Genomic DNA, 18,949 nt, shown 5'->3' with positions numbered 1-18,949 from the left:
AAGCTTCAATGAAGTAAATAATATCCGGACATAACAAGATCCAATCTTACCGGACAATCATGAAACCCGAAGTATCAGAAGCGACAATATCACCCTTGTGGGTCGATCATTACCCCAAGGGAATCGATTGGCACATGCCGATCCCCACGCGGTCGGTACCCGAGCTTCTCGAGCGTGCGGTAAAATGCTTTCCCAATCGTCCGGCTATCAGCTTTTTGGGACGAACGACGACCTATTCGGAGCTGGGCGCCGAGGTTGATCGGGTGGCTGCGGGCCTTCAATCCCTTGGAGTAAAGCGGGGCACCAAGATTGGTCTCCTACTTCCAAATACTCCAACGTTTGTTGTGTATTATTTCGCAATACTGAAAGCAGGCGGCACGGTCGTCAATTTCAATCCGCTTTATACTCTCGAAGAGCTGAGCTTCCAGGTGAAGGACAGCGAGACCGAGATCATGGTGACGCATGATCTGACGATGCTCTTTTCCAAGACTGAGGCATTGATGCTCAGCGGCGTGATCGCGCGGTCGGTGGTCGTGCCCTTCGCCAGCGTGCTGCCGCCGCTCAAATCTGTGCTCTTTCGCCTCTTCAAAAGGAAAGATGTCGCGGACGTCAGGTCTTCACGCGCGGCGGCTCAGGTCATCGACGGCGGTAAACTTGCATCGACACTCGTGCCTATGACGCGAGTCGACATTGATCCCGAGGAAGACGTCGCGGTGTTACAGTACACCGGCGGCACCACGGGCACCCCCAAGGGTGCAATGCTGACGCACGCCAACCTGACGGCGAACACGGCCCAGATCGCAGCGTGGGGCGTCGACCTCGAACCGGGAAAAGAGAGCATTTTCGGCGCGCTTCCCTTGTTCCACGTGTTCGCGATGACCGTCGTGATGAACATGGGGGTCGAGCTTGCGGCAAAGATCATTTTGATCCCGCGCTTCCAACTCGTGGAGGCGCTCAAGCTTATCGACCGTGAACGGCCGACCGTTTTGCCGGCGGTACCGACGATTTTCACGGCGATGTTGAACTATCCCGAATTCAAATCCTATGACGTCTCGTCGCTTCGCTTTTGCCTCTCAGGCGGCGCGCCGCTGCCCTTGGAGGTGAAGCTCAAGTTCGAGTCGGTCTCTGGGGCGAAGGTCGTTGAAGGGTACGGTCTTTCCGAAACCTCCCCGGTGCTGACCTGCAATCCTGTTCAGGGAGAGCCAGTTGCGGGTTCCATTGGCCCCCCCCTGCCCGGCACAATCATTTCGCTTCGCGATATCGACGATCCGACCAAGGAGGTGCCGCAGGGCGAGCGCGGCGAACTTTGCGCCAAGGGTCCCCAAGTCATGAAGGGCTATTGGAAAAAGCCGGCCGAGACCGAGAAACAGTTCGTCGGAGATTTCTTGCGTACGGGCGACGTCGCCATCATGGACAAGCACGGCTACTTCTCGATCGTCGACAGGATCAAGGATCTCATCATCTGCTCGGGCTATAACGTCTATCCCCGGCGGGTCGAGGAGGCGATCTATACGCATCCGGCCGTCGAAGAGGTGACCGTCATCGGCATTCCGGACGCCTATCGCGGCGAGGCGCCCAAAGCTTTCATCAAGTTAAAAGACGGGATGTCGGCGACTTCGGCAGACATCCTCAAGCATTTGGAGCCCAAGATTTCCAGAATCGAAATGCCGGCTGCGATCGAGTTCCGCGATAGCTTGCCGAAGACGATGATCGGCAAGCTTTCGAAGAAGGAACTGGCCGCCGAGGAAGCCAAGCGCGGCAAATCAGTATGACCGCCAAGAGCACGGGCTCATCCCCTCGAGCGTCCGGACCCGATCCGGATGCGCTGCCCGAACCGACCTTCACGATTTCGGCGCTCGCCAAGGAATTCGGCATCACGACGCGCGCTATCCGCTTCTATGAGAGCCGCGGATTGATTTCGCCGGAACGTATCGGGACGACTCGGCGCTATTCGAAGCGCGACAGGGCGCGGCTCATTCTCATCCTGCGCGGGCGCAACCTCGGCTTCACGGTCGAAGACGTGAGCGGTTATCTTGCCCTCTACGATTCCGATCCGGGGCAACTGACGCAGACGCGGCACCTGCTCGAGAAGGTGACGGTGGCCGTCAGCGATCTCGAGACGAAGCGCCACGACATCGAACGTTCGATCGCCGATCTCAACGACATCCGCGCGCGCTGCGAGGAGCACCTCAAGAAAAACGCTTGAGCAAGCTCAGCGGTAAAGGTCGGCGCGCGTCGGCGGCAGAACCGGGCTGCGCTTCGCGGATTTCGAGGCGAGCGTCTGGAAGAGACGCAGCGTGCCGCGCGAAAACGCCAAGCTGACGCCCGCGAGGTAGGCGACCCAAATCCGATATTTCTCCTCACCGACGTAGGCGATGGCTTGCTCGCGGTTGGCCGTCAGCCGTTCGCACCAGAGCTGGCAGGTTCGCGCGTAGTGCAGGCGCCAGCCTTCGACGTCGTGGACCTCGAACCCTGCCCGCTCCATCGCCGAGATCGAATGGCCAATGTCGTCCAGCTCGCCGCCCGGGAAAATGTATTTCGCAATGGCTTTCTTTTCCGGGCGCATACGCGACTTCATCCAGCCGGTTTTGGGCTTGTGCGCCCGGCGCGAAATGGCGTGATTGAGGAACAGCCCTTCGTCAGCGAGCAGTGAGCGAACCTTGCTCATGTAGGCCGGGATATTCTTCAGGCCGATGTGCTCGTACATGCCGATCGAGGCGATCTTGTCGTAGGTGCCCGTCAGCTTCGAATAATCGTTGAGCTCGAACGTCACGCGGTCATCGATGCCGAGACGTTTCGCCTTAGCGCGGGCGAACGCGAGTTGTTCTTCCGACAACGTGACGCCGTGCGCGATGACGCCGTAGTTCTTGGCCGCATGACAGAGGAGCCCGCCCCAACCGGCGCCGATGTCGAGCATGCGCTCGCCGGGTTTCAGCCGAAGTTTCCGGCAGATCATTTCCAGCTTGTCGTGTTGGGCCTGCTCGACGCCGTTCGACCAATCCGTGTAGTACGCGCACGAGTAGACCATCTCGGGATCGAGGAAGAGCGCGTAGAAGTCGTTCGACAGGTCGTAGTGGAACTGGATGTAGGCCTTGTTGTCTTCCGTCTTCCGGTTCTTGCCGGTGATCTCGCCTTCGAAGCCATGAGCGTCGCGCGCGTCGGCGGTTTTCGCGAACAGAAACGGCGACAGCTTCAGCGCGAGGCTCGCGAACTCGGCAGGCTTCATCTTCACGGATTTGCGGCCGTCCTGCAGGCCCAATCCGAAATCGACGAGTGTGCCGCCCGAGAAGTCGATGCCCTTTTCGACGTACTGGCGGATGATGGAATCGAGCGACGGACGGCGGAGGATCGCGCCGATGACGCCCGGATCGCGGATCGATATCTCGAAGTCCGATTTGGGCGCGTTGCCGAGCGGCAGGCGCGTACCGTCCCACAGCCGAACCCAGCCATCGACGTTGAGGCGGCCTGCGAGGTTGCGGACCAGCGCGCGCGCCGCCTCGAGTTGCTTATCGTCCTTCGCTCCCATGCGCTTCCCTCGCTTGCCTTCGGCCGCAAGTTCCATAGCGCAAGGAAACGCCTGAGTCCTGTCTGCGGCGCATTACGCCGCGGCGCGAGCCTCTATCGTGTTGGGGGCTTCCATGATCGCCGTCACGCCCATGCCGCCCGCCGTGCAGACGGAGATGAGGCCGCGGCCGCCCTTCGTCGACAGCAGCTTCGCAAGGTTTGAGACGATGCGGGCGCCGGTTGCCGCAAACGGATGGCCGAATGCAAGAGACGAGCCTTTGACGTTGAGCTTTGTGCGGTCGATGGAGCCGAGCGGCGCGTCCTTACCCATGTGCGTCTTGCAATATTCCGGGTCTTCCCAGGCTTTGAGCGTGCACAGCACCTGCGCGGCGAAGGCCTCGTGGAGTTCGTAGAAGTCGAAGTCCTGCAAAGTCAGACCGGCACGGTCCAGCATCTTCGAGACGGCGATCGTCGGCGCCATCAGCAGCCCATCGCCGCCGACGAAATTGTTCGCGATGTGCTGGCCGTACGTCAGGTACGCAAGGACCGGGAGATTGCGGTCCTTGGCCCATTGTTCGGATGCAAGCAGAACGGTCGCGGCGCCGTCGGTAAGTGGCGTTGAATTACCGGCCGTCAGCGTACCGCGCTCGGATTTTTCGAAAGCGGGCTTGAGGCTCGCAAGCTTTTCGAGCGTGATGTCGGGGCGCAAGTTATTGTCACGGAAGACGCCGGCGCACGGCACGACCAGATCGTCCATGTAGCCTTCGTCGTAGGCGGCGGCGCCCTTCTTGTGGCTCTCGTAGGCGAGCTGATCCTGATCGGCGCGCGGGATGTGCCATTCCTGCGCCATCAGCTCGCAGTGCTGGCCCATCGTCAGGCCTGTGCGCGGCTCGGCGACGCTTGGCGGTTGGGGCGCGAGCTCGGCGGGCGATAGACCCTTGAAGACTTTGATCTTGTCGAGCGCGCTCTTGCCTTGCTGCGCGCCGACGAGGCGCTTTGAGAATTTCTTCGAGAACACGATCGGCGCGTCAGACGTCGTATCGGAGCCGACGGAGATCGCGCTTTCGATTTCGCCGGAAGCGATTTTCGCTGCCGACATCAGTGCCGATTGCAGCGATGTTCCGCATGCCTGGATGAGCGTCACGCCCGGCGTCGAAGGCGCGAGCTTCGTCGACAGGACGGCTTCGCGCGCGAGGTTGAAATCCTTTGAGTGCGTGACGACGGCGCCGCCGACGACCTCGTCGATGTGCTGGCCCTTGAGGCCGTATCGATCGACCAGCCCGTTCAAGGCGGCGGCCATCATGTCGAGGTTCGAGAGGTCGGCATAGAGCGTATTCGAGCGGCAGAACGGAATGCGCGTGCCACCGATGATCGCGACGCGCCGGAGTTCTCGTGTCATTTCATTCTCCCAAAACTATTCGGCAGCGGCAGCGTGCGGAGCGGTCGCCGGACCGGCCGGGCTCAAGCTCTTCTTGTAGTGCAGCGGGCCACCGCGGAACGGTGCGAAGCCGGTGCCGAAGATCATGCCCGCATCGACGAGGTCAGCGGTTTCGACGACGCCGTTATCGAGTGAGTTCTGCGCCTCCGTGATCATCGGATCGACAAGCTCGCGGCCAAGCTGATCGAGTTCGGCCTTCGAGAATTTCTTGTCCGACTTCACGGGCTTGCCGTCCTTCCAGACGTAGAAACCCTCACCTGTTTTTTTCCCAAGACGTCCGGATGCCACGAGGCGGTCGAGCCTGGAGCCTTCGCTCGATTGACCGAGAATTTTTGCGACGTGAGCGCAGATGTCGAGACCGACGTTGTCGGCGAGTTCAATCGGGCCCATCGGCATGCCGAAGGCGCGCGCTGCTTCGTCGATCTTTTCCTTGTCCTCGCCCTCTTCGAGACGCTTCATCGCCGCGAACATATAGGGCGTGAGCACCTTATTTACGAGGAAGCCCGGAACGTCTTTCGTGATCAGCGGGAACTTGTCGATCGCTGTAACGAAGGCCGCGCCTTTTTTCACTTCCTCGTCACGCGTGTTCGTTCCGCGCACCACTTCGACGAGCGGCATCTGTGCGACGGGCGAGAAGAAGTGCAGGCCGATCAACCGGCCCGGATCCTTCAGCGGTGAGGCGATGTCTTCAAGCTTCAGCGATGACGTGTTCGTCGCGAGCACAGCGCGGGGTTTGATCTTCGTTTCGAGGTCGGCAAAGAGCTTCTGCTTGACGTCGAGCCGTTCGACGATCGCCTCGATAATGACGTCGGCTCGGCCGATGCCTTTGCCTTCGGGATCGGCGATGAGGCGTGCTTTCGCGGCGTCGCGCGTCGGCTTCGTCTTGAACTTCCGCGCGAAGAGCTTGCCTTGCGCCTTGATGCCCTTCTCGAGCTGCTCGGCGGAAATATCCTGGAGCGTTACTTCCATACCGGCCGCAACGCAGACGCCCGCGATGTCGGCGCCCATCGTTCCCGCGCCGATGATGTGTGCGCGGGTCGGCCGCCATTTGAACCCCTTCGGCGCCTGGCCTTTGAGAAGCTCCGTCAGGCGGAAAACGCGGCGCAGGTTGCGCGATGTATCCGACACCATCAGCGGCGCGAAGGCTTTCGTCTCCTCGCGCTTCATTTTGTCGAGATCGCCGCCGAATTTCTCGAACAGGTCGATCAAACGGAAGGGCGCGGGATAGTGGTCTTCGCGGACTTTCTTGGCCGTCTCCTGACGCATTTTCTTGGCGAGGAGGCCGCGTGCCGGCCACTTGGCGAGCACCATCTTGGCGAGACCGGCGGACTGCGAACGGCGGTTCTGCAGCACCGCCTTGCGGGCGGCCCAATGCAGCTCTCCAGGGCTGCCGACGAGTTGATCGATGAGGCCCTGGGCCTTCGCGACGGTCGCCCGGATCATGCCGCCCGTCAGCATCAGTTGCATCGCCGCCATCGGGCCGGCCTGCTTGATCGAGCGCGCCGTGCCGTTGAAGCCGGGGAAGATGCCGAGCTTCACTTCCGGGAAGCCGACGCGCGTTGAGTCATCGCGCGTCGCGATCCGGTAATGGCAGGCGAGGATCAGCTCCAGGCCGCCGCCGACGCAAACGCCGTGAATGGCGGCAACGACCGGCACCGGAAGCTTCTCGATCCGGTCGAGGAGTTCGTTGACGGGTTTCAGTGCGCTGATGACGTCCTGTTCGCTCTGGAACGTTTCGAACTCGCGAATATCGGCGCCGACGATGTAGCCGCGCTCTTTCCCCGAAATAATGACGAGGCCGCGAACGGTCTTTGCTCTGACTTCCGTTTCGACGCGCTCGATGATCGCGTTCAGCTCTTCGATGGGCCGCCGCCCGAGCGAGTTGGCGCTCTCGCCTTCCCGGTCGAAGGTCGCCCAGGCGATGCCTTCGCCGTCGATCTTGAAACGCCAGTCTTTCAACTGATCATTCACCTGCACAGCTACATCCGTCATCACTCACCTCAACAGTTCGAGACTTCAGCCCGGCTCATTCCGCTGCCAGGCTCTCGGCGCCACGCACGTTGTGGCCGAGCGTCACATAATGCGGTTTCACCTCCGCCGGATCGAAATGATCGACCGCGACGACGCGGGCGACGAGCTGTTCGACCTCGCGGAGCTGATCGGCCTCCGCGGCGGTGATGACGCCCTTCGCTTGCGCATCGGCAAACCAGTCGATGCCATGATAACGCCGGACGATCCCTTCGCGGATAGCTTTTTCGAGCTTCTTTTCGACGGGTTCGGCGGCGATTACTTTCTCCAGCGTCACTTCGAGAATGCCGGTTGGATCGTTGACGTCCTTGGAGACGAAAATGTGCCGTGTCAGGCGATCGCGCACTTCGCCCGGCTGCAATACGTGGCGCGCAACGAGATGGCCCAACACGTCGGACGCGGGTTTGAAGCGGCGTCCGAGCGGGAAGACGACGATGCGCATCAGGGGGCGCGCCCAGCCGACGGGGAAGTTGTCGATCACGCCGGAGATCGCTTCCTGGAAGCGATAGAGCGCATTTTTTGCGGCGAGTTCGACAATCTGCTCGTCGCCTGCCGGGCGGCCGTCGTCGTCATAGCGCTTGAGCGTCGCGGAGAGCATGTAGAGTTCCGAGAGCGCGTCGGCCATCCGGCCTGTGATCTTCTGCTTGGTCTTGAGGCCGCCGCCCAGCAGCGCGACCGTCAGATCGGCGACGAAGGCGAAGGAACGGCTGGCGCGTCCGAGCTGGCGATACCAGTGGGACATGCGCAACGCTGTTGCTGGCGCTTTGACGAAGGCTCCGCCCGTCAGGTTGTGCACGAAGCCGCCAGTCGCGTTCGAAAGCGAAAAAGCGATGTGGTTGTTGAAGGCGTTTTCGAAGGCATTCAAGCCGCGCTTCTTATCGGCGTCCTGCGCCGCCTGCACTTCCTTGTAGAGATAAGGATGCGAGCGCAGCGCGCCCTGCGCGAACGTGATCAGCGTGCGCGTCAGGATATTGGCGCCTTCGACCGTGATGCCGACGGGAACCATCTGATACGCCGATTGCAGATAGTTCGCCGGGCCGTCGCAGATGCCGCGGCCACCGTGGATGTCCATCGCGTCGTTGACGGCGCGGCGCATTTTTTCCGTCGTCTGATATTTCATTAGCGCGGAGATGACCGACGGCTTTTCGCCTCGCGACACCATCGAGGCCGTCATCGCGCGGGCCGCCTCGTTGACGTAAGCGGCCTCGATAATGCGGACGAGCGGTTCCTCGACGCCTTCCATGCGCGAGACAGGCAGTCCGAACTGCTTTCTGATGCGGCCGTAAGCGGACGTCACGCGCAGCATCATCTTCGCGCCGGCCGTCGCGGACGACGGGAGCGAGATCGCGCGTCCGGCGGAGAGGCATTCCATCAGCATGCGCCAGCCATTGCCGGCCATCGCTTCGCCGCCGATGACCCAATCGATCGGGATGAAAACGTCGTTACCCCAGTTGGGTCCGTTCGGAAATGCGGCGCCCGACGGCAGGTGGCGGCGTCCGATGTTGACGCCTGGATGATCGGCCGGGATCAGCGCGAGGGTGATGCCGATGTCTTCGCCCTTGCCGAGCAGATTGTCCTTATCGAAAAGGCGAAACGCCAATCCGACGAGAGTCGCGTTCGGTCCGAGGGTGATGTAGCGCTTGTCCCACGACAGGCGGATGCCGAGCGTGTCCTTGCCCTGATAGGTGCCGCGCGTGACGTGGCCGATGTCGCGCATGGTGGCGGCGTCCGAGCCGGATGTTGGGCCAGTCAGCGAGAAGCACGGGACTTCCTCGCCCTTCGCAAGACGCGGCAAATAATAATGCTTCTGCTCGTCGGTGCCGTACTTCTCGATCAGCTCGCCCGGTCCGAGCGAATTCGGGACCATGACGATCGTCACGACGTCGGGAGAGCGCGATGCGATCTTGCCGAGGATGAGCGATTGCGCTTGCGGCGAAAATCCGAGGCCGCCGTGTTCCTTGGAGATCAACATGCCGAGGAAGCCGTGCTTCTTGACGAAGTTCCAGATGTTGTCGGGGACTTCGTGCAGATCGTGACGGATCTGCCAATCGCTGATGAGGCGGCAGAGTTCTTCAGTTGGGCCGTCGAGGAAGGCTTGCTCTTCGGCGGAGAGTTCGATCGGTGGGATCGACTGGAGTTTATCCCAGTCCGGCGTGCCTGAAAAAAGTTCGGCATCGAAACCAACGGTGCCCGCTTCGAGGGCCTGGGCTTCGGTGTCGGAAACCTTGGGCAGGATTTTACGGATCTGGGCGAAGACCGGCGCGATGATCAGGCTTCGGCGCACGGACGGAATGGATAGCATTGCGAGCGCCACGAACGGCAGCCACGCGATCCATGTGAGGTGATCAAAGCTTCCGCCGGTGGCGAGCAGCGTGAAGACGCCAACGGCTGCGGCCCAACCCCAGAGCGGCGCGCGGATCATTCCCAAGGCCAGGAAGCCGATCAAAGCCACCAACAAAAGAACGACGGTTGCCATTTCCGTGTCTCCCATGTGGCTGCCGACAGACGTCGGCGAGCCGAGTAACTTCAGTTGACGTATACGTCAATCTAGGGATTTCTCGTGTTGAGGTCCAGAGCGTGACCCCATTCAGTTAATCACGTTTTCGCAACGGGATTTAACTTGCAGATACATTAAACTCCCCCAGGCGCTCATTCCCCGGCCGCCGTACCAAGCGTTTTCCCTCGTTTCGGCACATGCTGCGCGATAATCCTTAAGGATTGCGGAAATCAGCGCTCTGCCTTCAAGGGCGCCTCGCCGAACAGATCAGCGACGATCGTCTGATACCAGTCGGCACTCTCCTGATAGGTCTGGCGGCGGAGCTCGGCGCTGTCGTCGGGCTTGGAAATGAACGGTTCTTTGACTTCGAGATGGGGCTTTCCATCCTTGATTGCGGGTACGTAATCGCCACCAATTTTAGCACTGTTATCGGGGGCGAGCATTGACCAGCACGTATTTCTGTATTTCCCGGGCGCGCGGGGCTTACCCTCAAGGCTCGCGATAATGTCCGCCGCGACGACCCCTGCCTGGCTGACGGCCGAGTAGGCGGACTTCGGCATATCGTTCGCTATCGCCGCGTCGCCGAGGACGTAGACGTCCCTCGCCTTCGTCGAAGCGAAATTCTCGGGGTGAACAGGACACCAGTCGCCGTCCGCCAAGCCAGCGTGAATCGCGACGACACCGGCCTTCTGCGCGGGAATGATATTGGCGAGTGCGGCGCGTTCCGTGCGGCCCGCCTTCGTCGTCACGACGCCGGTTTTCGCGTCGACCTTGACGACGTTGAAATCGTCGATCTCGTTCGTCAGATTGATCTCGACGATGTCCTTATAATATTCGTCGAACGCTTCCTCGAAAACGGCCTGCTTCGAGTAGGTTTTCTTCGCATCGAAAAGGATCAGCTTGGCCTTCGGTTTCTTGGTCTTCAGGAAGTGCGCAATCATGCAGGCGCGCTCGTAGGGACCCGGCGGGCAGCGATACGGGTTCGGCGGCGCCGACATGACAACAAGGCCGCCATCGGGAAGCGCCAGCAGCTTTTCCTTCAAGAGCCACGTCTGCTCGCCACCCTGCCAGGCGTGCGGCATGATCTTGGCCGCCTCCGGCGAGTAGCCTTCGATGGTTTCGTATTTGAAATCGATCCCCGGGGCGACGACAAGGCGATCATACTTCAGGGGCGACGTTCCATGCGCGAGCGTTACGGCCTTTGCTGTCGTATCGATTGCGGTTGCTGCGTCGGTGATGACATTGATGCCGCGCTTCTTCACACCCGTGTAGTCGTGCGTGATCGATTTGAACGACCGGAACCCGCCGAGATAGAGGTTCGAGTAGAAGCAGGTCGTATATTTTTCCTTCGGCTCGATCAGCGTCACGTCGAGGCTGGCGTCCGCCGCCTTCAAGCGGTTGGCGACGGCAGCGCCGCCGGGGCCGCCGCCGATGATGATGACTTTGGCCGGCCCCGCCGCAAGCGCCGGACGTGGCAACTCCGAAGCCGCGACGAGACCTGCGCCGGCAGTCAGCAGAGCAAATTCGCGGCGCGTAATCTCGGTCATTCCCCGCCTCTCGTTTTTTATCGTGCCCGGCGACACGCGTTCCGCGAGCCGGCCGCCGGGCCCGGCTTTCAATGCCCATCCCCGAGGCCCATTAGCCACCGCTATTGCCCCATGTCAGGAAAATAAATCGTAATGAAGGTGGAGGTCCCACGACTGGGTATCCTATATAACACTCAACGTTCCGCTTCGAGGCCCGCGTGCCAGACTCCATCGACATCGCCGTCCTGAGCCGCCGGACATTCGTCGCCGCGGGCGCTGCTGCGGCCGCCCTTCTTCCGTACATCGCTCGCGCGGAGGATGCGGGATCGAATGCGCTCGCGCCCAGCCAGAAATTCAAAGATGATTTTGAGCGGATTGTCGGTTCGGCCCAACCGGCTGAAGGCAAGATCACGGTCGATTTGCCCGAGACGGCCGAGAACGGCAATTTCGTTCCGATTACCATCTCGGCCGACAGCCCTATGACGGACGCCGATTACATCAAGGCGATTCATATTCTCTCAACTGAAAATCCCCACGCACACGTCGCCACTTATCATCTGTCGCCGGTGAACGCCGTTGCCCGCGTGCAGACGCGGATGCGATTGGCAAAGACGCAGAACGTTGTCGTCCTGGCGGAACGGTCGAACGGCGAGTTTTTGATTTCGACAACGCTCGTCAAAGTCACCATCGGCGGCTGTGGGATCTGAGGAGCGAACGTCATGGCTGCCAATCCGCGCATCAAGCTTCCCGACGTTGCGAAGGCCGGCGAGGTGATCGAGATCAAGACGCTCATCACGCACGTCATGGAAACGGGGAATCGTCACGACAAGACCGGCAAGCCGATCCCGCGCGACATCATCAATACGTTCGTTGCGAAGTTTGAGGGTCAGCAAGTCTTCCGCGCGGAGTTCGGACCGGGCATTTCCGCAAACCCATATCTCGCATTTTACATGCGGGTTCCGGGTCCCGGAGTTTTCGAGTTTTCGTGGACGGACGATCACGGCGTCACGACGGTGGCGACTGCGCCGCTGAAGGTGGCTTAGGCCCACGTCTGGTCGGTTGCAGGACATGCCGCGCGTTCAGCGAGCGATGAATGCGCTGACTGTTGTCGTGGATCCCGGCCTGCGCCGGGATGACGGTGGGTGGGGCAGACTGCAGGCCTGCTTTAGTCTGCACTCGGCGAATTCGGAATCTCTACTTTGGGTGACCGGGAATTTGTAGGCCGGCGAGATAAGTGGCGACCGCCTTCAATTCGGCGTCGTCCAGCGACTTCATCAGAACGCTCATGCCGATATAGTTCGTCCGTTCTCCGGTATGGAAGTTAGTCATCGTTTTAAGGAGATACTCTTCCTGCTGACCAGCGAGGCGCGGCCTTATCCTGTCGCCTTGAAAGTATCTTTGGTGGCAACCACTGCAGTTGATGGGATCAATAACGGCACGGGCGGCGGCGTCGACGTCCGCCGCTGGCGCCGGCTGCTTAAGATCCGGCCACGGCTGTTTCGAATAATACGTCGCGAGTTCTTCCATATTCGTCTTGCTCAACGAGTCCACGATGGATGCCATCATTTCGTTTTTGCGATGGCCAATCTTGAAATCGTAAAGTTGGTTCAAAATGTAATCGCGGCTTTGTCCCCAAATGACGGGCGTGGTCTTTTCCGTCGGCACACCATTCTCGCCGTGGCATCCGCTACAGACCTGAGTGAGATCGCTCAACGATTGAGCTGCGGTACCTTCACAAAGGACGAGCGAAGAGGCCATCGCGAATACACTAGCAACGACGACACGCAGCGAGATTCCAGTCATCCTAAACTCCGCTAGCAACCTCAAATCGGCGATTAAATTATTTATTCAATTCGCTTCCGTTCGCCGCCGGGCCAGGTCGAATTGGACGGTGCGGCGGTTGTTACCTCCAGCACACGTTTAAGAAGATTCGCGGGTATTTATTGAAGCATAACGAACTGCGGCAAAACCAACGCCGCGGGCAAGAGTTCCATGTCGTTTGAATACCGCGGCCAAGCACAAATGTCATTGGGAATATTTCTCTTCGGCGCGTAGGCCACCCGCATCGGCAGACGGTGTGGGCGAGGAGAATTGCCATGCGATTACTCGCAATAACCTGCGGGCTTGGCCTAATCGTCGCCACGGCCGGGCCAGCTTCTGCAAACGACAGTGTCGTTGAGGCGACGAAGGACCCGCATAACTGGGCGATGCAGCAAGGCGACTATAGCAATCAGCGCTATTCGAAGCTCGATCAGATCAACACCCAAAATGTCGGATCACTGCAGACGCAGTGGAGTTTCTCAACCGGTGTGCTGCGAGGTCACGAAGGTTCGCCGCTCGTTATTGGCGACACAATGTACGTGCACACTCCCTTCCCCAATATAGTCTACGCGCTAAACCTCAACGACAATCAGAAGATCATTTGGAGATACACTCCTAAGCAGGATCCCTCCGTCGTTCCGGTGATGTGTTGCGACACCGTCAATCGTGGTGTGCAGTATGCGGACGGTAAGATCTTCCTCTACCAAGCCGACACGAACCTCGTTGCTCTGGACGCGAAGACGGGCAAGGAAATTTGGAAAGTCAAAAACGGCGACGCGAAGGTAGGTGAAACCGGGACGAGCACTCCCCTCATCGTCAAGGACAAGGTTCTTGTGGGTATTTCGGGTGCCGAGTTTGGCATCCATGGGCGCTTGACCGCGTACAACATCTCAGACGGCAAGCTCGCGTGGAATGCATTCTCGACCGGACCGGACAAGGAAATGCTGATCGATCCGGAAAAGACCATGTCTCTCGGCAAACCCGTCGGGGAAAACAGCTCGCTTAAGACCTGGAACGGCGACCAGTGGAAAATTGGCGGCGGCTCCACGTGGGGCTGGTACGCCTATGATCCAGAACTGAACCTGATCTATTACGGCACGAGCAACCCCGGAACCTGGAACCCCGTGCAACGCGCAGGTCCCGGCGGCAAACCAATAGACCAGAAATGGACCATGGCGATTATTGCCCGCAATCCCGATACGGGCGTCGCTGCATGGGCCTATCAGATGACACCATTCGATGAATGGGACTATGACGGCATCAACGAGATGATCCTCGTGAACGGCATGGACATCAAAGGCGAAAAACACGACGTGCTCGTGCACTTCGATCGCAACGGATTTGGATATACGCTCGATCGTAAGACCGGCATCCCGCTCGTCGCCGACAAGTTCGATCCGGCAGTAAACTGGGCAACAAGTATCGACCTCGATCCAAACAGCCCGAACTACGGCCGGCCGGAGCGCGTCGCAAGCAAGTCGACGTTCAAGAATGGGCAGGACTTCAACACCAAAAACATCTGCCCTGCAGCGCTCGGGACGAAGGATGAGCAGCCCGCATCGTATTCGCCGATGACGGGTCTCTTCTATGTTCCGACGAACCACGTGTGCATGGATTACGAACCCTTCAAGGTTTCGTATACGGCAGGTCAGCCCTTTGTCGGCGCCACGCTCTCCATGTTCCCGGCTCCAGGCAGCAAAAACATGGGTAACTTCATCGCTTGGGACGCGTCCAAGGGCAAGATCGTCTGGTCGAAGCCTGAAGAGTTCTCGGTGTGGTCCGGCGCATTGACGACGGCCGGCGGAATAGCCTGCTTCGGCACTCTTGAAGGCTACTTCAAGTGCGTCGATCAGAAAGACGGCAAGGAACTCTACAAATACAAAACGCCGTCAGGGATCATCGGCAACGTGTTCACCTATGAGCACGCCGGCAAGCAGTACATCGGCGTCTACTCGGGCGTCGGTGGATGGGCCGGCATAGGTCTCGCCGCTGGATTGACCAACCCGACTGACGGACTTGGCGCAGTGGGCGGCTATGCGTCGCTCAGCAATTACACGGCACTCGGCGGCTCGCTGACCGTGTGGGGGCTGCCCGGCTAAAAGTTACGCTCTGTGATCCAAGCAATGGCGCGGTCCCCTGCGGATCGCGCCATCAACTTTGTGAGCTGGTAGCTAACGGGCGATCGCGAGATTTCTGCAAGCGCGCCGATGGTCAAAAATGCGCCGAAACCCGCCAGAACGGAAGCTTGCCACGGCCGATCCTTGAGCCATGCCAAGCCATCGACCGCGCCGACACGCTGATCCATTCGCCCCCCTCATCAATGTGCTGGATTCAAAAGGAATGGCGGACGCGTTTTCCGAAGGCGTCCGCCAAACCGTCCGTTAGCGTTTGAATTTCGCAGCTTCTTCCGAGCCGCCCGTCGCATTTCCGGCGCTGTAAGAATGGGCACCGACGCCAGCGAGCTTGCCGCCCTGAACGATCAGATATTCGTTCCGGATTGGCTTGCCTGCGAAGTAGCACTCGAGGATTTCTCTCGTTCCCGCCGCATAGCGCGCTTGGGCCGAAAGCGATGTACGCGAGATGTGCGGGGTCATCCCGTGATGGGGCATCGTCCTCCAGGGATGATCCTGAGGTGGCGGCTGAGGGAACCAAACGTCGCCCGCATAACCGGCAAGCTGACCGCTTTCGAGGGCGCGAACAATCGCATCACGATCGCACAATTTGCCTCGTGCGGTGTTCACGAGATATGCGCCGCGCTTGAAGTCCTTCAGAGTCTTGTCGTTGATCATGTGCTCCGTTTCGGGATGAAGCGGGCAATTCAACGTGACGACGTCGCAAACCTTGGTCAGGCTCTCGACAGTGTCGTGATGCGTGAGGTTGAGTTCTTTCTCGACCGCATCCGGCAGCTTATGGCGATCCATATAATGGAGGTGGACGTCGTAAGGCTTCAGCAAGCGAAGGACGCGCAGACCAATGCGGCCGGCAGCGACGGTCCCGACATGCATACCTTCAAGGTCGTACGAGCGGGCTACGCAATCGGCGATGTTCCAACCGCCCTTGATCACCCAATTGTACGACGGAATGTAATTTCGCACGAGAGAGAGGATCTGCATCACCACGTGCTCTGCAACGCTGTTACTGTTGCAATACGTGACTTCGGCCACGGTGATGCCGCGATCGATGGCAGCCTGCAGGTCTGTGTGGTCGGAGCCGATTCCGGCCGTGACGATCATCTTCAGCTTCGGCGCTTTTGCGATCCGCTCGGCCGTCATGTAGGCCGGCCAGAACGGCTGCGAGATGACGATTTCGGCATCGTGCAGCTCCTGGTCGAGCTTGGAATTCTTGCCGTCTTTGTCGGACGTCACAACGAGGGTATGTCCGGCCTTTTCCAGGAACTTGCGCAGTCCAAGTTCGCCGGACACGCTTCCCAATAATTCACCCGGTTTGAAATCAATCGCAGACGGTGTCGGCGTGGTTTGGCCATCCGGGTATCTGGTGATTTTAGGGATATCATCGCGGGCGTACGATTTCGGGTAACCGCCTACGGGGTCGTCGTAGAGGACACATACGATCTTAGCCATGGTGTTTCTCCGTCATGGGTTTGGCCATGAGGTGGCGATTCGCCCGAGACGCCTCGGACGATTGACTAGCTGTCGGTGAGGATAACACGCCGCGCCCTGCCTGACAGGCCGCGACCATCGCTCCTCGCGCTTCCTCGCCCCGCAACCGGCCTTCTTCGAAAGCTCTATTTTTGCCGAGGCCAGCGGAGCTTCAGCGACAATGGTTTCTCGGTCAAACGCATGAGATTTGTCGGCCGATCGATCCCGTCGATCAGACCTTGTCGGCGGTCTCGATTGCGAATTGATCGACGTCGAGGCGCGTCGCACAATGCATCAGCGCATGCGCGAGCGGAGATAGAGGATCGCGGGCCGAAGCGACAAGCCCGATGGCTTGGCTGTGAACAGGATCAATGAGATCTACCAAGCCCAACTCTTTGCATCCTCGGAAGATGAAAGAAAACGTGTGCGGAACAATGCTCGACCATTCGCCGCTGCAGACGTGGGAACAGACCGCGAGAAAAGAGTCCGTTGTAACGGTCGGAGCCAACTTCAGACCAAGTGATGCCACGAGATTATTCAAGACGCGGCGGTTTTTCATACTCTCATGCAGAGGGCACAAGTTCTCGGCGGTCGCATCTCGCCAGGTGATTGCATCCGTCTGAGCCAGGTGGCTATCGGCATGCGTCACGAAAAGATATCTCTCTCGATAAAGCGCTTTCTTACGGACGTTCGTGAGGGGCTCGTTCTCGAGGTAAGTGAGACCGGCATCGATCTCGAATTTGTCGAGCCCATTCTGGATCTCAATGGACGACAACGATCGCACGTCGACCCGTTCGCCTTCGGGGGGCAAACCCAGGAATCTGGGCCCGCGAATGACTAAGCGCATGTCGAGTTCGCGCTCTAGCGCCTTGAGACCAGATGATAGCGTCGATTGGATTACGTGACAGCGTTCAGCCGCACGAGAGAAATGCTTCTCGCGGGCGAGCGCCACGAGGTAGCCAGCGAGGAGAGGCGTGTCACCCGGTTCACAGACAGCGCTGATTCAGCGAGCAAAAATTTTGAAACTGTCGAATTCGCGCCAATCGGGGGTGGCAGGTTGGCAGGGAACCGTCATTATCGGCATTCTGACGGTCAGGCTGCGCAAAAAATCGGGCGAGGAAACGATGACAGGCGTACGGGTATTGGTTGGAACGCGGAAGGGTGCTTTCATTCTCACGGCCGACGGCACGCGTAAAACTTGGGACGTCAGCGGTCCTCACTTCGCTGGCTGGGAAATCTATCACCTCAAAGGATCCCGGGCCGATCCAAATCGGATTTACGCATCGCAATCCAGCAGCTGGTTTGGGCAGCAGATTCAGCGATCCGACGACGGCGGGAAGACCTGGGAACCGGTCGACAACAAGTTTGCTTATGACGGCGTTCCCGGCACGCACCAATGGTACGACGGCACGCCTCATCCCTGGGAATTCAAGCGCGTCTGGCATCTCGAGCCGTCGATCACCGACCCCGATACGGTCTTCGCGGGGGTCGAGGATGCCGCCTTGTTCCGCTCGAGTGACGGGGGCAAATCTTGGGCTGAACTTTCCGGCCTCCGCGGTCATGGATCGGGATCGCATTGGATGCCCGGCGCAGGCGGTATGTGCCTGCACACCATTCTGCTCGATCCTGTCGATCCGAAGCGGATGTTCATCGCGATTTCGGCTGCGGGCGCGTTCAGAACGGACGATGGCGGCGAAACATGGCAGCCGATCAACAAGGGGCTGAAATCGGAACACATACCGGACCCGCACGCTGAAGTCGGGCACTGCGTTCACCACCTTGCGATGCATCCGTCCCGGCCGGATGTGCTTTTCATGCAGAAGCATTGGGACGTGATGCGCAGCAACGATGCCGGCAATTCCTGGCACGAGGTGAGCGGCAATTTGCCGACGGATTTCGGCTTCGCGATCGACGTCCATGCGCACGAGCCGGAGACGATCTACGTCGTTCCCATCAAGAGCGATGCCGAGCACTTCCCGATTGATGGGAAACTGCAAGTCTGGCGGAGCCGCTCGGGCGGACAGGAATGGGAGGCGCTGACGAAGGGGCTGCCGCAGACGAATTGCTACGTGAATGTGCTCCGGGATGCGATGGCGGTCGATACGCTCGACACGTGCGGCGTCTACTTCGGCACGACGGGCGGGCAAGTCTACGCTTCCCCCGACGCTGGCGATACCTGGAGCGCCATCGTTCACGATTTGCCACCGGTACTCTCGGTCGAAGTACAAACGCTCGCATGATCCGCGTCGTGCTGCCGTCGCATCTCAGGATGCACGCGAATATCAAAGGCGAAGTGATGCTCGACGTGGCCGGGGAAGTGACACAGCGGTCGCTACTCGACGCGCTCGAGACGAGCTACCCGGTCTTGCGCGGGACCATTCGCGATCATGTCACGCAGCGGCGGCGGCCGTTTTTGCGCTTTTTCGCCTGTCAGCGCGATCTTTCCCACGAGCCAATGGATGCGCCGTTGCCCGACGAGGTCACGGCTGGATCGCAGCCGTTTCTGATCGTCGGCGCGATTGCGGGAGGATGATCG

Annotated in this window: 16 protein-coding genes; 7 read left to right on the top strand and 9 right to left on the bottom strand. The window is 59.7% G+C overall.

Features of this window, described 5'->3' with window-relative positions:
- Positions 1 to 59: 59 nt before the first annotated feature.
- Both G359_RS10750 and G359_RS10745 read left to right on the top strand, forming a co-directional pair.
- A complete protein-coding gene (locus G359_RS10750; protein WP_045836128.1) occupies positions 60 to 1,772 on the top strand; it encodes a long-chain-fatty-acid--CoA ligase in 1,713 nt (570 codons plus the stop codon).
- Positions 1,769 to 2,206, top strand: coding sequence for a MerR family transcriptional regulator (locus G359_RS10745; protein ID WP_045836127.1), 438 nt, complete (start codon positions 1,769 to 1,771; stop codon positions 2,204 to 2,206). Before G359_RS10750 ends, G359_RS10745 begins: the two co-directional genes overlap by 4 nt.
- A 6-nt stretch (positions 2,207 to 2,212) precedes the next feature.
- Here G359_RS10745 and G359_RS10740 read toward each other — a convergent pair whose 3' ends face one another.
- The 5 genes from G359_RS10740 to G359_RS10720 all read right to left on the bottom strand — a co-directional run bounded on the left by G359_RS10740 (position 2,213) and on the right by G359_RS10720 (position 11,014).
- A complete protein-coding gene (locus G359_RS10740; RefSeq protein ID WP_045837894.1) occupies positions 2,213 to 3,526 on the bottom strand; it encodes an SAM-dependent methyltransferase in 1,314 nt (437 codons plus the stop codon).
- A 72-nt stretch (positions 3,527 to 3,598) separates the two neighbouring features.
- The gene (locus G359_RS10735) at positions 3,599 to 4,903 is read right to left on the bottom strand and encodes an acetyl-CoA C-acetyltransferase (protein WP_045836126.1); all 1,305 of its coding nucleotides are present in this window, start codon (positions 4,901 to 4,903) and stop codon (positions 3,599 to 3,601) included.
- Between the two features lie 15 nt (positions 4,904 to 4,918).
- Positions 4,919 to 6,934 (bottom strand): 3-hydroxyacyl-CoA dehydrogenase NAD-binding domain-containing protein, encoded by a 2,016-nt coding sequence (locus G359_RS10730; protein ID WP_045836125.1) that lies wholly within the window; start codon positions 6,932 to 6,934, stop codon positions 4,919 to 4,921.
- A 34-nt stretch (positions 6,935 to 6,968) separates the two neighbouring features.
- Positions 6,969 to 9,446, bottom strand: a complete 2,478-nt coding sequence (locus G359_RS10725) for an acyl-CoA dehydrogenase (protein WP_045837893.1) — start codon at positions 9,444 to 9,446, stop codon at positions 6,969 to 6,971.
- Positions 9,447 to 9,697: 251 nt separating this feature from the next.
- A complete protein-coding gene (locus G359_RS10720) occupies positions 9,698 to 11,014 on the bottom strand; it encodes an NAD(P)/FAD-dependent oxidoreductase (RefSeq protein ID WP_052699494.1) in 1,317 nt (438 codons plus the stop codon).
- Positions 11,015 to 11,211: 197 nt separating this feature from the next.
- Here G359_RS10720 and soxY point away from each other — a divergent pair, with 197 nt between their 5' ends.
- Positions 11,212 to 11,700: a thiosulfate oxidation carrier protein SoxY gene (soxY, locus tag G359_RS10715; protein WP_052699300.1), complete on the top strand. Its 489-nt coding sequence runs from the start codon at positions 11,212 to 11,214 to the stop codon at positions 11,698 to 11,700.
- A gap of 12 nt (positions 11,701 to 11,712) precedes the next feature.
- A complete protein-coding gene (soxZ, locus tag G359_RS10710) occupies positions 11,713 to 12,036 on the top strand; it encodes a thiosulfate oxidation carrier complex protein SoxZ (protein WP_045836124.1) in 324 nt (107 codons plus the stop codon).
- 151 nt (positions 12,037 to 12,187) lie between these two features.
- On the opposite strand, the gene G359_RS10705 is transcribed toward soxZ, so the two are convergent.
- Positions 12,188 to 12,796, bottom strand: a complete 609-nt coding sequence (locus G359_RS10705; RefSeq protein WP_045836123.1) for a c-type cytochrome — start codon at positions 12,794 to 12,796, stop codon at positions 12,188 to 12,190.
- A gap of 293 nt (positions 12,797 to 13,089) precedes the next feature.
- Here G359_RS10705 and G359_RS10700 point away from each other — a divergent pair, with 293 nt between their 5' ends.
- Positions 13,090 to 14,913, top strand: coding sequence for a methanol/ethanol family PQQ-dependent dehydrogenase (locus tag G359_RS10700; protein ID WP_045836122.1), 1,824 nt, complete (start codon positions 13,090 to 13,092; stop codon positions 14,911 to 14,913).
- On the opposite strand, the gene G359_RS10695 is transcribed toward G359_RS10700, so the two are convergent.
- From G359_RS10695 to G359_RS10685, 3 genes are all read right to left on the bottom strand, one after another.
- Complete coding sequence (locus G359_RS10695; protein ID WP_045836121.1) at positions 14,910 to 15,119, bottom strand: hypothetical protein; 210 nt, start codon at positions 15,117 to 15,119, stop codon at positions 14,910 to 14,912. The two genes, G359_RS10700 and G359_RS10695, sit on opposite strands and share 4 nt — an antisense overlap.
- A gap of 76 nt (positions 15,120 to 15,195) precedes the next feature.
- Positions 15,196 to 16,395 (bottom strand): NAD-dependent formate dehydrogenase, encoded by a 1,200-nt coding sequence (locus G359_RS10690; protein ID WP_045836120.1) that lies wholly within the window; start codon positions 16,393 to 16,395, stop codon positions 15,196 to 15,198.
- A 250-nt stretch (positions 16,396 to 16,645) separates the two neighbouring features.
- Entirely contained in the window at positions 16,646 to 17,365 is a 720-nt protein-coding gene (locus G359_RS10685) for a LysR family transcriptional regulator (RefSeq protein WP_305809680.1), read from the bottom strand.
- Between the two features lie 67 nt (positions 17,366 to 17,432).
- On the opposite strand from G359_RS10685, the gene G359_RS10680 reads away from it, so the two are divergent.
- Both G359_RS10680 and G359_RS10675 read left to right on the top strand, forming a co-directional pair.
- On the top strand, positions 17,433 to 18,653 hold the full coding sequence (locus tag G359_RS10680) for a WD40/YVTN/BNR-like repeat-containing protein (protein ID WP_245279987.1): 1,221 nt from the start codon (positions 17,433 to 17,435) through the stop codon (positions 18,651 to 18,653).
- Positions 18,650 to 18,946: a MoaD/ThiS family protein gene (locus G359_RS10675; protein ID WP_045836118.1), complete on the top strand. Its 297-nt coding sequence runs from the start codon at positions 18,650 to 18,652 to the stop codon at positions 18,944 to 18,946. Before G359_RS10680 ends, G359_RS10675 begins: the two co-directional genes overlap by 4 nt.
- Positions 18,947 to 18,949: the final 3 nt, after the last annotated feature.

The sequence above is a fragment of the Hyphomicrobium sp. 99 genome, from assembly GCF_000384335.2.
Lineage (GTDB): Bacteria > Pseudomonadota > Alphaproteobacteria > Rhizobiales > Hyphomicrobiaceae > Hyphomicrobium_B.
This window is presented reverse-complemented; position numbering and strand designations above follow the sequence as displayed.